Annotated in this window: 13 protein-coding genes; 7 read left to right on the forward strand and 6 right to left on the reverse strand. The window is 60.1% G+C overall.

The window, feature by feature from the left end; translation table 11 throughout:
* Positions 1-4 precede the first annotated feature (4 nt).
* The 3 genes from LCM4573_RS09730 to LCM4573_RS09740 are packed head-to-tail and all read left to right on the forward strand — an operon-like array spanning position 5 to position 2,898.
* Entirely contained in the window at positions 5-1,615 is a 1,611-nt protein-coding gene (locus LCM4573_RS09730) for a heme biosynthesis protein HemY (RefSeq protein WP_071006080.1), read from the forward strand.
* 19 nt (positions 1,616-1,634) lie between these two features.
* Complete coding sequence (locus tag LCM4573_RS09735) at positions 1,635-2,114, forward strand: TerB family tellurite resistance protein (protein ID WP_071006081.1); 480 nt, start codon at positions 1,635-1,637, stop codon at positions 2,112-2,114.
* 10 nt (positions 2,115-2,124) lie between these two features.
* Entirely contained in the window at positions 2,125-2,898 is a 774-nt protein-coding gene (locus tag LCM4573_RS09740) for a glutamine amidotransferase (RefSeq protein WP_071006082.1), read from the forward strand.
* On the opposite strand, the gene LCM4573_RS09745 is transcribed toward LCM4573_RS09740, so the two are convergent.
* Positions 2,886-4,145, reverse strand: a complete 1,260-nt coding sequence (locus LCM4573_RS09745) for an MFS transporter (RefSeq protein ID WP_071006083.1) — start codon at positions 4,143-4,145, stop codon at positions 2,886-2,888. The two genes, LCM4573_RS09740 and LCM4573_RS09745, sit on opposite strands and share 13 nt — an antisense overlap.
* A 135-nt stretch (positions 4,146-4,280) precedes the next feature.
* Here LCM4573_RS09745 and LCM4573_RS09750 point away from each other — a divergent pair, with 135 nt between their 5' ends.
* Positions 4,281-4,571 carry a YggT family protein gene (locus tag LCM4573_RS09750; RefSeq protein WP_071006084.1) on the forward strand — a complete coding sequence of 97 codons (291 nt, stop codon included), beginning with the start codon at positions 4,281-4,283 and terminating at the stop codon, positions 4,569-4,571.
* Entirely contained in the window at positions 4,568-4,882 is a 315-nt protein-coding gene (locus LCM4573_RS09755; RefSeq protein ID WP_071006085.1) for a DUF167 domain-containing protein, read from the forward strand. Before LCM4573_RS09750 ends, LCM4573_RS09755 begins: the two co-directional genes overlap by 4 nt.
* Before the next feature lie 2 nt (positions 4,883-4,884).
* Here the strand turns inward: LCM4573_RS09755 and ppa are convergent, their stop codons facing one another.
* The 4 genes from ppa to LCM4573_RS09775 form a co-directional block, all read right to left on the reverse strand.
* The gene (gene ppa, locus LCM4573_RS09760) at positions 4,885-5,421 is read right to left on the reverse strand and encodes an inorganic diphosphatase (RefSeq protein ID WP_071006086.1); all 537 of its coding nucleotides are present in this window, start codon (positions 5,419-5,421) and stop codon (positions 4,885-4,887) included.
* A gap of 144 nt (positions 5,422-5,565) precedes the next feature.
* Positions 5,566-6,072, reverse strand: coding sequence for a GNAT family N-acetyltransferase (locus tag LCM4573_RS09765; protein WP_071006087.1), 507 nt, complete (start codon positions 6,070-6,072; stop codon positions 5,566-5,568).
* Between the two features lie 199 nt (positions 6,073-6,271).
* A complete protein-coding gene (typA, locus tag LCM4573_RS09770) occupies positions 6,272-8,095 on the reverse strand; it encodes a translational GTPase TypA (RefSeq protein WP_071006088.1) in 1,824 nt (607 codons plus the stop codon).
* A gap of 136 nt (positions 8,096-8,231) precedes the next feature.
* Positions 8,232-10,316: a M3 family metallopeptidase gene (locus tag LCM4573_RS09775; protein WP_071006089.1), complete on the reverse strand. Its 2,085-nt coding sequence runs from the start codon at positions 10,314-10,316 to the stop codon at positions 8,232-8,234.
* A gap of 224 nt (positions 10,317-10,540) precedes the next feature.
* Between LCM4573_RS09775 and LCM4573_RS09780 the strand changes: the two genes are divergently transcribed.
* Positions 10,541-11,020 (forward strand): MarR family winged helix-turn-helix transcriptional regulator, encoded by a 480-nt coding sequence (locus tag LCM4573_RS09780; RefSeq protein WP_071006090.1) that lies wholly within the window; start codon positions 10,541-10,543, stop codon positions 11,018-11,020.
* Between the two features lie 22 nt (positions 11,021-11,042).
* Positions 11,043-12,215 (forward strand): multidrug effflux MFS transporter, encoded by a 1,173-nt coding sequence (locus tag LCM4573_RS09785; RefSeq protein WP_071006091.1) that lies wholly within the window; start codon positions 11,043-11,045, stop codon positions 12,213-12,215.
* A gap of 50 nt (positions 12,216-12,265) precedes the next feature.
* Here the strand turns inward: LCM4573_RS09785 and LCM4573_RS09790 are convergent, their stop codons facing one another.
* On the reverse strand, positions 12,266-13,489 hold the full coding sequence (locus LCM4573_RS09790) for an argininosuccinate synthase (protein ID WP_071006092.1): 1,224 nt from the start codon (positions 13,487-13,489) through the stop codon (positions 12,266-12,268).
* Between the last annotated feature and the right edge of the window lie 152 nt (positions 13,490-13,641).

Consider the following 13,641-nt stretch of genomic DNA (forward strand, 5'->3'; position numbering starts at 1 on the left):
GACGATGGTCAGACTGATTGCTTTCCTCCTTCTCGTCCTCGCGCTTGGCTGGGGTTTTTCGTGGCTCGCCGACCGGCCGGGCATGATTTCCATCACCTGGCAGAATCATTTGATCGAGACGAGCGTGATGATCGCCGCGACTTTCGTCGTTGCGCTGGTCGCCGTCGCGATGATCATCTGGTGGCTCCTGCAGGGTGTCTGGAATTCGCCCCATTCGGTGCGCCGCTATTTCCGCGCCCGCAAGCGCGATCGCGGTTATCAGGCCCTCTCCACCGGCCTCATTGCCGCCGGAGCCGGAAACGCAATCCTCGCGCGCAAGATGAGCGCCCGCACCAAGGGAATGCTGAGCGCCGACCAGGAGCCGCTGATCCACCTTCTGGAAGCCCAGGCAGCCCTCATCGAGGGCAAGCACGACGAGGCGCGGCAAAAATTCGAACAAATGGTCGAGGACCCCGAAACTCGAGAGCTGGGACTGAGAGGCCTCTACATGGAGGCCCGCCGGCTGGGCGCCAACGATGCAGCTCGCCAATACGCGGAAAAGGCGGCTGAGAATGCTCCTTATCTGCCCTGGGCGGCCCAAGCTACGCTCGAGTACCGCTGTCAGTCCGGCCATTGGGACGACGCCATCCGCCTTCTCGACCAGCAGCGCGTCGCTAATGTCGTCGACAAGGCTCAAGCCGATCGCTGGAAGGCGGTTCTTTTGACGGCCAAGGCCGAGGACCGGCTGGAAGGCGATCCTAAGGGGGCTCGCGACGACGCTCTCGCCGCCCTGAAGCTTGCCAAGGATCTGGTGCCTGCGGCGGTAATTGCGGCAAAGGCCCATTTGCGCGAAGACAATGTCCGGCGCGCCGCCTCCCTTCTGGAAAGCGCGTGGAAACTCACCCCCCATCCGGAGATCGCCGGCACCTATGTCCGCGCACGAAGCGGCGATAGCGCCGTGGATCGCTTGAAACGGGCCGAAAAGCTCGAGGCGATGCGCCCGAACAATGCGGAATCGCTTTTAGCAGTCGCTCAGGCCGCACTCGATGCGCAACAGTTCAGGAAGGCGCGCACCAAGGCGGAAGCCGCTATCCGCATGGATCCGCGCGAATCCGCCTACCTGCTGCTTGCGGATATCGAGGAAGCCGAAACCGGCGATCASGGCCGCGTGCGGCACTGGATGGCTCAAGCGCTCCGGGCTGCACGTGACCCGGCCTGGGTGGCTGACGGCATGGTTTCGGAGAAGTGGCTGCCGATCTCGCCGGTAACCGGCAGGCTCGATGCCTTTGAATGGAAGGTCCCCTTCGGCCAGATCGAAGGACCGGTAGAGGAAGGCACGCTTTCGGTGGACGATGCGATCGCCCCCCTTCCGCCGGTTTCGGAAATCGCTCCGGCACCGCGGCGGGAGGAACCACGGAAAGCGCCTGCGACCATAGAGGTTTCCGTCTCGAAGGCCGAAAAGGAGGCGGCACCTGTTGCAGCAAGGTCACCAGCACGCAGCAATATGACGCCTCAAGAGGAAAAAACGTCGGAAACAGAGGAAGAGGTGGTTCCATTTTTCGGGCGACCACCGGATGATCCCGGCGTCAAGGATCCCGACGCCGCCCAACCTGCGACGAGGCTCCGGCTTTTCTAAAGGAGAGGGCCAAGCATAGATGTTGGATCGCATCCAGGCCTTCCTCCATACGCTCACCGCATCGCACCATACCGACGAATTCGCGCCCGACGATCCGCGCGTGGCTTTCGTCGCGCTCTGTTTCCAGGTGATGGAGGCGGACGGCAATGTATCGAAGCAAGAGCAGAAGAAATTCCGCGACCTCATTCGTCAACGCTACAATCTGGGCGAGGAGCGACTGAAGGCCTTGATCGAGATCGGCCGCGACGAAAGCCGTGAAGCGGTTGACTATTATCGATTCACCTCCGATCTTAAGCGGCATCTCGTCAACGAAGAAGATCGCATCGAACTGCTCGGCATTCTCTGGGATATCGTCTATGCCGATGGAGACAGGAACGAGATCGAAGATCACGTGATCTGGCGGATAGCCGATCTTCTCGGTGTCTCGGCACGCGATCGAGTCTTGCAGCGTCAAGAGGCAGCGGCGCGTGTTTCGGGAGGAGACCAGGGAGGAAACTGAGGACCGTAACATGCTGATTCTTCCCTCCCGCCGTACCAGGAAGCAGCCGATATTGATCGTGCTCCATCAGGAGCGCTCCTCTCCTGGCCGCGTCGGCCAGATGCTCGTTGAAAAGGGCTATCCTCTCGATATCCGCCGACCCGCCCTCGGTGACCCTCTCCTTGATACTCTGGCCGAACATTCCGGTGCCGTGATCTTCGGTGGCCCCATGAGCGCCAACGACCCAGACCCCTTCGTCAAGACGGAAATCGATTGGATCGGCGTGCCCCTCAAGGAAAACCGAGCCTTTCTGGGGATTTGCCTGGGCGCGCAGATGATGGTGCGGCACCTGGGGGGCAAGGTCGCTGCCGACAAGGAGGGGCTCACTGAAATCGGCTGGTATCCCTTGCGCGCAACCGAACACGGCCGGCTTCTGATGCACTGGCCGAAGATGGTCTATCACTTCCACCGAGAAGGTTTCAGCCTGCCGAGCGGAGCTCATCTTCTGGCAGAGGGCGATGCCTATCCGAATCAAGCGATCCGCTACGGCGACAACGCTTGGGGCCTGCAATTCCATGCAGAACTCACCCGGGCAATGATGCAGCGATGGGTGGTTCGTGGCGAACATCGCTTCRTCATGCCGAATGCCCAACAGGGTCGGGAGCATCTGGAAGGGCGCATGATCTTCGACCAGCCTCTGCGCGAATGGCTGTGGCAGTTCCTGGACTTGGTTTTCGAACGGCAGTTCGCAATGGAAAAAGCACTAGCAGAGGTGGAACCCAAGCGGAGCCTTCAGGCGGGCTGAGCGGCCGTACTTTCGCGATCCGGAGCTTCCAGACTGTCGATGTTCCGGAGCTTCGGAAAAGCAAGCGCCCAGGTGACGGCAACCGCAAGCGTGCCAATGCCGCCGATCACCACCGCCGGCACCGCGCCGAAGACGGATGCCATCGTGCCCGCTCGGAACTCTCCAAGCTCGTTTGAAGCGCCGACGAACACCATGTTCACCGCATTGACGCGACCGCGAACTTCGTCTGGCGTCCAGAGTACGATCAGCGTCTCGCGAACATAGACGGAAATCATGTCGGAGGCGCCCATCAGCATCAGCGCCGCAATGGATATCCATGCCGTTTCGGAGAGGCCGAAGATCACCGTCCCTATGCCGAACAGAGCGACGCCGATGAACATCGCGATACCGGCATGATGGCGGACAGGATGAAAGGCGAGCCAGACCGCAACGACGATCGCGCCGATGCCGGGTGCCGCCCGCAACAGGCCGAGGCCCCAGGGACCGAGCGCCAGCACATCGCGCGCGAAGATCGGCATCAGCGCGACCGCGCCCCCGAGCAGCACGGCGAAAAGATCGAGCGAAATGGCGCCCAGCACCACTTTTTCTTTGGAAATGAACCGGAAACCGGCGAGAATCTCTTCCCAACTCACCGCCTTCGAGGGGCTCCGCTGCGCGGGCTTGGGGATCATCAGCACCAGAACCGCAGCCAGGATCAGCAGCGCAAGCGCGACGGAATAGGCAACGACAGCGCTTGCGCCATATAGCAAGCCTCCCATGACCGGCCCCAGGATGGCCGCAGTCTGCCAGGAAGAGGAATTCCAGGCGATCGCGTTTGCGAGATCCTTTTCCGGAACCAGATTTGGCGCAAGCGACTGCACCGCCGGCCCCATGAAAGCACGCTCGACACCGAAGACGAGCAGAATGCCGAAGACCGGCAGGGGCGCAAAGGCGCCGGCAAGTGTCAACCCCAGAAGCGCTGCCGAACAACCTGCACCGATGACCAGGCAGATGGCTACGATAGCCCGGCGATTGAACCGGTCGGCGACCGAACCGGTGACAAGGATGAGGAGCAGGGAGGGCAAAAACTGGAAGAGGCCGATCAGTCCGAGATAAAGCGCACTGCCGGTCACGTCATACATTTGCCAGCCGACGGCGACGCTCACGATCTGGATCGCGAAGGCAGCGAGAAACCGCGACGCGAAAAAACGCGCGTAGGATGCATGCCGAAAGGCAGCAAAGCGATCACCGGTACTGGGAATGGACATGGGCGACTTCCAGGAGGGGCAGAAGCGGCAAGTCCCGGAAAGCCTGGGACTTGTTTCGCCTGCTGTGCATATGCGGCACTTGCCCGTTAGTTCGCCAATGTCTACATGTCTGTCAACAACGAATTGGAGACTTGGATGTACGCGCTGTTTCAGACCATAGATTTGGCCTTGAACCTCTACACGTGGGTGCTGATCGCCAGCGCCATCTTCTCCTGGCTCTATGCCTTCAACGTCATCAACTCGCGAAACCAGTTCGTCGATGCGATCGGCCGTTTTCTCTACAACATCACCGAACCGGCCCTGCGGCCGATCCGCCGCATCCTTCCCGATCTCGGCGGCATCGACATCTCGCCCGTCATCGTCCTGCTGATCATCTTCTTCCTGCGCTCGCTGATGTKGACGACCATCTACCCGATGGTCGCGTGAGCCGGCCCTACAGCAGGCAATCGGATCACGTTCGCCTTTCAATTCGTCTCACGCCGAATGCCCGGCGCGACGGTTTCGACGAAATTGAAATCGGAGCCGACGGCGAGGCTTACCTGAAAGCCCGCGTCACGGAGGTTCCGGAGGGCGGCAAGGCCAACAAGGCCCTCATCGTCCTGCTTGCGGGCAAGCTGAAACGACCGAAATCGTCGATTTCCATTCTCTCCGGAGAAACGGCGCGCAAAAAAATCCTCCGGATCGATGGCGACCCGGAGGAAATTATGGAAAGGCTCGAAGCCGCCTTGCGGGGCTGAACTTACTTCTTCTCGGCCTGATAGCGCTCGATCGCTTCGACGATCAGCTTCTTGGCGACATCGACATCCTGCCAGCCACCGATCTTCACCCATTTGCCGGGCTCCAGATCCTTGTAGTGCTCGAAGAAGTGCTCGATCTGCTTCAGCGTGATTTCCGGCAGGTCGGTGTAGTTCTTGACCTTGTCGTAGCGCTGAGTGAGCTTCGGGACCGGCACGGCGATGATCTTCTCGTCCTTGCCGCCATCGTCTTCCATGACCATGACGCCGATCGGACGGACATTGATAACGCAGCCTGGCACCAGGGGACGTGTATTGCAGATCAAGACGTCGATCGGATCGCCATCCTCGGAGAGCGTGTGGGGTACGAAACCGTAATTGCCCGGATAGGTCATCGGCGTGTAGAGGAAGCGATCGACGACCAGCGCCCCGGCTTCCTTGTCCATCTCGTACTTGATCGGATGGCCGCCTACCGGCACCTCGACAATGACGTTGACATCTTCCGGCGGATTTTTGCCAACAGAAATCGCATCAATACGCATTCTTTTCCCCGATGAGGTTAACTGTCCGGGGCTTCGATACTGGGAATCATGCTGCAAGGCAACAAGCCTTTGGACACAGGATGTATCCGGAAGTAACATAACCCGGCGACGGCGCCTTGCCCGACGAGGTTTGGCACAATGATACTACGGCCAGACGAAGCCGATCTTCCTGAGCTGCGTACCGCCGAAATCTTCCATGCCTTCTGCGATGTCGATCCCGCCATACCGGCGGAAGAAACGGATCGCATGATCGCTGTCTTCCAAGCACCAGACGACGAGCCCTTCGCAGCCGAGCGATTTAAGCAGCCTGCGGCTTTCGCCGAACAGGCGGCGCCCGAGCCCGACACCCTGGAATTCGGGCCGAAGATAGATCTCGTAGACCTCACCGTCATGCGGAAGGGCGCGAGCCCGGTTCAGCCCGATCGTCGCATAGCCGGCCACCGTGCCTGCGACGTCCAGCACCAGGAGGGTTGCGGGGCCACGCGTCGCCTTTCGCCACCAGCTCTCGCCGCGCCGCTCGAGCATTTGGGTGAGCGGCTTGTGCGGGATAAGGCCGGCATAGGCTTGCGTCCAGGCAGCGCGATGCACCTCCGAAATGGCTCGGGCATCTTGCGGTTCAGCCCGCCGGACATCGATCGACAACGTTTTCATAACGCTATTGTGGTCCCGCTGCGGTCGATCCGCCATTCCCGCCTGGGGAAGCCGACGGATTGCCCACAGACTTCTCATGTGAACGATGCGGAAAGGTTAACGCCTTTTTAACCCTGGCAGCAAGTCTGCGTCGAATGAAGACACAAATAAAAAACCCCGGCGTTCATGCCGGGGTTTCCAAGGGTAACAGAGGATGTTTTCAGCCCAGCGCGACGCGGGATTTTTCGAATCGCTTGCGATCGTTGGCATCGAGATAAATCTTGCGCAGACGGATCGACTTCGGCGTCACTTCCACGAGCTCGTCGTCCTGGATCCAGGAGAGAGCCCGCTCGAGCGTCATCTTGATCGGCGGAGTGAGCTTCACGGCTTCATCCTTGCCGGCGGCGCGGATGTTGGTGAGCTTCTTGCCTTTCAGTACGTTGACTTCGAGGTCGTTGTCGCGGCTGTGGATGCCGATGATCATGCCCATATAGACCTTCTCGCCGGCGTCGATGATCATCGGACCGCGATCTTCCAGGTTGAACAGGGCATAGGCAACCGCTTCGCCGGCCTCGTTGGCGAGCAGCACGCCGTTGACGCGTCCGCCGATCTCGCCCTTGTACGGCTGATAGCTGTGGAACAGGCGGTTCATGATCGCGGTGCCACGCGTATCGGTCAAAAGCTCCGACTGATAGCCGATGAGACCTCGGGTCGGCGCGTAGAACACCAGGCGCACGCGGTTGCCACCAGACGGGCGAAGCTCGACCATCTCGGCCTTCCGCTCGGACATCTTCTGCACGACGACGCCGGAATGCTCCTCATCCACGTCGATCAACACTTCTTCAACAGGCTCGAGAAGCTGGCCATTCTCGTCCTTGTGCATGACGACGCGCGGACGCGAGACGGCAAGCTCGAAGCCCTCGCGGCGCATGTTTTCGATCAGCACGGCAAGCTGAAGTTCACCGCGGCCGGAAACGAAGAAGCTGTCCTTGTCGGCGCTTTCCTCGATCTTGAGAGCAACATTGCCTTCCGCTTCCTTGAAGAGGCGGTCACGGATGACACGGCTGGTGACCTTGTCGCCTTCGGTGCCGGCAAGCGGGCTGTCATTGACGATGAAGGACATGGTCACGGTCGGCGGATCGATCGGCTGCGCCTTCATGGCTTCCGTCACAGATGGATCGCAGAACGTGTCAGCGACAGTGCCCTTGGACAGACCGGCGATGGCAACGATATCGCCCGCATGGGCTTCGTCGATAGGCTGACGCTCGATGCCGCGGAAGGCAAGGATCTTCGAGATACGGCCCTGTTCGATCAGCTTGCCGTCCTGGCCGAGAACCTTGACGGCTTGGTTCGGCTTGATGGAGCCGGATGCGATGCGACCAGTAATGATGCGGCCGAGGAAGTTGTTGGCTTCGAGGATCGTGCCGATCATCCGGAACGGACCTTCCTCGACCTTCGGCTCGGGAACGTGCTTGACGACGAGGTCGAGCAACGGAGCGAGGCCTTCTTCCTGCGGCCCGTTCGGATCGGTGTTCATCCATCCGGAACGGCCGGAACCGTAGAGGATCGGAAAGTCGAGCTGTTCGTCTGTCGCGTCGAGCGCGGCGAAGAGATCGAAGACTTCGTTGACGACTTCATCGATGCGGGCGTCCGGACGGTCGACCTTGTTGATCGCCACGATCGGGCGAAGACCGACCTTGAGTGCCTTGCCGACCACGAACTTGGTCTGCGGCATCGGTCCCTCGGCGGCATCGACCAGAACGATCGCGCCGTCCACCATGGAGAGGATGCGCTCGACTTCGCCGCCGAAGTCCGCGTGTCCGGGCGTGTCGACGATGTTGATGCGCGTGTCTTTCCACTCGATCGAAGTCGCCTTGGCGAGAATGGTGATGCCGCGTTCTTTTTCGATGTCGTTGGAGTCCATCACGCGCTCGGCCACGCGCTGGTTGTCGCGGAAGGCGCCGGACTGTTTCAGAAGTTCGTCGACGAGGGTCGTTTTCCCATGGTCAACGTGCGCGATGATCGCGATGTTGCGAAGTGCCATATTGGATATCTCTGAGGCTGAGGCGCACTAAACGGGAGGACGCGCCATATTTCGTTGGCGCGCTCATACCCGTTTTTTTGCATTTGCGAAAGGGGTCTAGCCAACCGCTCTCGGCAAGACTGCCCTGCAGCGCCGATCAGGCATCGCTGCCGGCGAGTTCCTCGACCATGGCAAGTCCCTTTTTCCTGAGCATGGCCTGGGGATCGGGAAGCTTGCCGCGGAAGGCCCTGTAGGTTTCCTCCGGATCGATCGACGCGCCGACGGAATAGATATTGTTCTTCAGCTTGCGCGCCATCACCGGATCGAAGACATTGCCGGCTTCCTCGAAGGCAGCGAAAGCATCCGCGTCGAGCACTTCCGACCACATGTAGGAATAGTAGCCCGCCGAATAGCCGTCGCCCGAAAAGACATGCTGAAAATGTGGCGTGGCATGCCGCATGACGATTGAAGTCGGCATGCCGATCTCGCCAAGAACTTCCCTTTGCACCGCCATCGGGTCTTCGACCGCATCTCGCGTGTGGAAAGCCATGTCCACCGATGCGGACGAAGTGAACTCCACCGTCGCGAASCCGGCACCGAATGTGCGGGCAGCCAGTACCTTGTCGAGAAGAGCCTTCGGCATGGGTTCGCCCGTCTGGTGATGAACGGCATATTTCTCGAGGATTTCCGGCACGGTCAGCCAGTGCTCGTAAAGTTGCGAGGGCAGCTCGACGAAGTCGCGAGCGACCGCCGTACCCGAGACGGAAGGATAGGTGACATCGGAAAGCATACCATGCAGCGCATGGCCGAATTCATGGAAAAGCGTACGTGCGTCGTCGAGGGAGAGCAATGCCGGCTTGCCTTCGGCGGGCTTGGCAAAGTTGCAGACATTGTAGACGATCGGCAATTCACCCTCGACGCCATTCTTCAGCGGCAGCTTGTGCTGCGACTGGAATGAACTCATCCAGGCTCCGGAACGCTTGGAGGGCCGAGCGAAATAATCGCCGAGGAAAAGCGCCTTGAGCGCTCCGCCCTTTTCCCGGATTTCGAAAACGCGGACATCCGGGTGATAGGCGGCGACACCTTCGATCTCTACGGCCTCGATACCGAACAGGCGTTCGGCGACATCGAAGCAGGCTTCGATGATCTTTTCGAGCTGGAGATAGGGCTTCAATTCGGATTCGGAAAAATCGAAGGTCCGCTCGCGCAGTTTTTCGGCATAGTAACGCCAGTCCCAAGGCATGACTTCATGGTTCTTCCCTTCTTCGGCGATCAATCCTGCGAGGCTCGCTTCTTCTTCCAACGCCTTGGCTCGCGCTTTCCTCCAGACCTGGCGCAGCAGCTTATCGACCGCCTCCGGCGTTTTCGCCATGGTGTCGTCGAGCTTGTAATCCGCGAAGTTCTTGTAGCCGAGAAGTCCCGCCTTTTCCGCGCGCAGCGCCAGCATTTCGCGCACGATGCGGATATTATCCCTCTCTCCGCCGTTTTCACCCCGCGCAACCCAGGCCTTGAAAGCCTGCTCGCGCAGGTCCCGCCGCGTCGAAAAAGTGAGGAAAGGCTCGATGATCGAGCGCGACAATGTTACGGCATATGCGCCTTCCCTGCCGCGTTCGCGGGCAGCAGAAGCCATGGCGTCGCGCAGAAAGGATGGCAAGCCATCGAGTTCGCCTTCCTCCGAAAGCATCAGCGACCAGTCCTTTTCGTCACCGAGCACGTTCTGTCCGAAGCGCGCGCCAAATCCGGCCAGCTTCTCGTTGATATCGGCCAGCCGCTTCTGATCTGGCTTGGCAAGCTTGGCACCGGCACGYACGAATCCCTTCCAATGGCGCTCCAGCACTCGCTTTTCCTCGACGGTAAGGCCGAGTTCTTCCCGCTTTTCCCAAAGAGAATCCATGCGGGCGAAAAGAGCGGCATTCATGCCGATCTTGGAATAGTGCCGCGACATCTTCGGTGCGATCTCGCGCTCCAGTGTCTGAATCCTGTCATTGGTATGAGCGCCGGCCTTGTTCCAGAACAACGCCGAAACCCGCGAAAGCTCATCGCCCGCTATTTCCAGCGCCACGACCGTATTGGCAAAGCTCGGCTCGTCCGGATTGTTGGCGATCTGCTCGATCTCGGCTTCGTGGGCCGCAAGCGCCGCATCGAAAGCGGGCGCGAAATCCTCATCCCTCACCTGGTCGAATTGCGGCAGGCCGTGATGGCCGTTCCAGTTCACGAGCGCGGGATTGGGGAAATTTGCCATCGGAACATCCTTTGAAATGACAGGTCACCTTCATATAGGCGCAGAAGGAATGTTATTACCGGTCGATTTATGCTTTCGGCAAGAAAGCACATGTCGACGAGGTTTTGTCCCTCCCTGAAAGCTTTCGCAAACACATTTGCGTTGTCAACGCGATCTGCGGCCGCTTTTCGTTGGCGCTTGCCCGGAAAGATAGTAAGCGTGCCTTACGAATTTTGTGAGGAACGATGGGCACCCGTCCCGATATCTATATGCTCGGCTTTCTGATCAGCGACAGCGCCCGCTTGRTGCGGGTCGCCTTCGAGCGGCGTATCAACGAAGCCGGACTCGGCATCACGCCGGGCGAAGCCAGGGCCCTTCTCACGATCGCCGCGGCCGGCGGCAGCCGCCAGCTCGATATAGCGGCGCGCATGGGTGTCGAGCCGATGACGCTCTGCAGCTATCTCGACAAATTTCAGGCTCTGGGGCTGATAGAACGTCAGCAATGCTCCGCGGATCGGCGGGCAAAAAGGATCACCCTCACCGAAAGCTCCGGCGACCTGATCGAGCGCGTGCGCAACGAATTGCGTGCCGTACTGGCCGAGGCGACCGAGGGCATGAGCGAGGAAGACCGGCTTATGCTCGACGATACGCTGAAAGTCTTCAACGCCAACCTTCAGATGGCCAATAGCTCTCCTTCCACCGCCGCGGCAGATGAAAGCCGATAGCTGCGCACCCATGCCCGCCGTTATGAGCGAGCGCCGCACCACCTTGCTCGGCGCGCTGCTGACGGCGGTAGGGCCTATCTCCATGGCTATCTATACGCCGGCCATGCCGGAACTCGTTCGGGCCTTCGGCACGACGGAAGCGGCCATCAAGCTGAGCCTCTCGCTTTATTTCGGCGGATTTGCGCTTGCTCAGCTTCTCGCTGGCCCTGTCTCCGATGCCTATGGCCGCCGGGTGGCGACGATCGCCTTCCTCTCGATTTATCTGGCTGGGTCGGTCATGGCGGCTTTCGCGCCGGAGGTGGAGTGGATACTGGCCGCCCGTCTTGTGCAGGGCATCGGCGCCTCGGTAGGCCTTACGGTTTCCAGGGCGGTTGTACGCGACCTTTTCGTCGGCCCCCAGGCAGCCCGCATCATGAACATGATCGGCATCATCCTGGCGATCGGCCCCGCCATCGGTCCGACGATCGGCGGGCTGGCGGCATCGACCTTCGGCTGGCAATCGGTATTCCTGCTGATGATCCTGTTCGGACTCATCGCCCTGACGAGCTGCATGCTGTTCCTGCGCGAAACCGTGGTGCCGGACAGAGATCGGTTGAGACCGCTGAAGCTCTTTTCTGCCTATGCCGGGTTGATCGTCGACTTGCRCTTCCTCCTGCCCTCCCTCGTGCTGGGAGGGACGATCGGCGCGCTTTACGCACAAGGCACCATGCTGCCCTTCGTACTGATCGACGTGGTCGRCCTCAGCCCGACGCAATTCGGCCTCGGCATGCTGATGCAGACCGGCGCCTATCTGAGCGGCTCCGTCATCTTGCGGCTGATCTCCAAACATCTGACGGGCCCGCATGCGGTGGTGATCGGRCTTTGCTTCAGCGGCGCGGGCGGTACGCTGATGCTTCTCTCGGTCCTCCTCCTGCCGCCCTCGTTTCTCTCGATCATGGTGCCGGTCGCGGTCGCCACCTTCGGCATCGCGTTCCTGACACCTCATATCATTACCATCGGCCTTGCGCCTTTCCCGCATATGGCGGGGTCCGCAGCTGCTTTGATGGGATTCATCCAGATGGGCGGAGGCTTCGTCGGCGGAGTGGCCGCCTCCGCGCTCGGCGAACCGCTGAGCGCGATCGGCATCATCATTCCCTGCATGCAATATCTCGCGGCCGGCAGCTATTTCGTCTACCGATTGACCGGCCGGCAATGAAAAGCCCGCCTCCTGAAGGAGACGGGCCGCAGGATCGCTTTTCGGTTCGCTTACCGGCCGAGATTGCGCTTTGCGAGCGTGCGCAGTCTGAGCGCGTTGAGTTTGATGAAGCCTGCCGCATCCTTCTGATCGTAGGCCCCCTGATCGTCCTCGAAGGTGACCAGCTTGTCGGAGTAGAGGGACTTCTCGCTTTCGCGGCCGATAACCATGACATTGCCCTTGTAGAGCTTCAGCGTCACCTCGCCTTCCACATGCTCCTGGCTCTTGTCGATAAGGGCCTGCAGCATTTCGCGTTCCGGCGAGAACCAGAAGCCGTAATAGATGAGCTCGGCATAACGCGGCATCAGCTCGTCCTTCAGGTGCGCGGCACCCCGGTCGAGCGTGATGGATTCGATCGCGCGATGCGCGGTAAGCAGAATGGTGCCGCCAGGGGTCTCATAGACACCGCGCGACTTCATGCCCACGAAACGGTTCTCCACCAAGTCGAGGCGGCCGATGCCATTGTCCCGGCCATAATTGTTGAGCGTCGCCAGCAGCGTTGCCGGAGACATGGCTACACCATTGATGGAAACCGCGTCGCCCTTCTGGAAACCGATCTTGATGACGGTCGCCTTGTCCGGAGCGGCTTCCGGAGAAATCGTGCGCATATGCACATATTCCGGAGCTTCCTGAGCCGGGTCTTCGAGAACCTTGCCCTCGGATGAGGAGTGCAGCAGGTTGGCATCGACCGAGAACGGCGCTTCGCCCTTCTTGTCCTTGGCGACGGGGATCTGGTGCTGTTCGGCAAAATTCAGGAGATCCGTGCGGCTTTTGAAGGACCAGTCGCGCCAAGGGGCGATGATCTTGATGTCCGGGTTCAGTGCATAAGCCGAAAGCTCGAAGCGAACCTGGTCGTTGCCCTTGCCGGTCGCACCGTGGGCGATTGCGTCGGCACCGGTCTTTTTGGCGATTTCGATGAGGTGCTTGGAGATGAGCGGTCGGGCGATCGACGTACCCAGCAGGTAGACGCCTTCGTAGACAGCATTGGCGCGGAACATCGGAAAGACGAAATCGCGCACGAACTCCTCGCGCACATCCTCGATAAAGATTTCCTTGATGCCCAGCATCTCGGCTTTCTTGCGGGCGGGCTCCAGCTCCTCGCCYTGACCGAGATCGGCCGTGAAGGTCACGACTTCGGCGCCGAGTTCGGTCTGCAGCCATTTCAGGATGATCGAGGTATCGAGACCGCCGGAATAGGCGAGAACGACCTTCTTAACGTCTTTCGGGAGTGCCATGTGATTTCAAGTCCGTCTACGGTGAGGCGGCCCGGTCAAGCCGCAGTTTTCAGGGGATCGCGGCACTTTTAGCGAGTTTATCGATAGGTGCAAGGGAAAGCGGCTGCTGTAACACCCCTGCCATGTTGACGGGCTCTATTCAGGAAACCATA

The organism is Rhizobium sp. LCM 4573, assembly GCF_001854865.1.
GTDB lineage: Bacteria > Pseudomonadota > Alphaproteobacteria > Rhizobiales > Rhizobiaceae > Neorhizobium.

Bases quoted from the DNA above. Each gene is read 5' to 3' on its own strand.
- LCM4573_RS09765 (WP_071006087.1), bottom strand. From the start codon at position 6,072: ATGAAAACGTTGTCGATCGATGTCCGGCGGGCTGAACCGCAAGATGCC.
- typA (WP_071006088.1), bottom strand. From the start codon at position 8,095: ATGGCACTTCGCAACATCGCGATCATCGCGCACGTTGACCATGGGAAA.
- LCM4573_RS09745 (WP_071006083.1), bottom strand. From the start codon at position 4,145: ATGTCCATTCCCAGTACCGGTGATCGCTTTGCTGCCTTTCGGCATGCA.
- ppa (WP_071006086.1), bottom strand. From the start codon at position 5,421: ATGCGTATTGATGCGATTTCTGTTGGCAAAAATCCGCCGGAAGATGTC.
- LCM4573_RS09735 (WP_071006081.1), top strand. From the start codon at position 1,635: ATGTTGGATCGCATCCAGGCCTTCCTCCATACGCTCACCGCATCGCAC.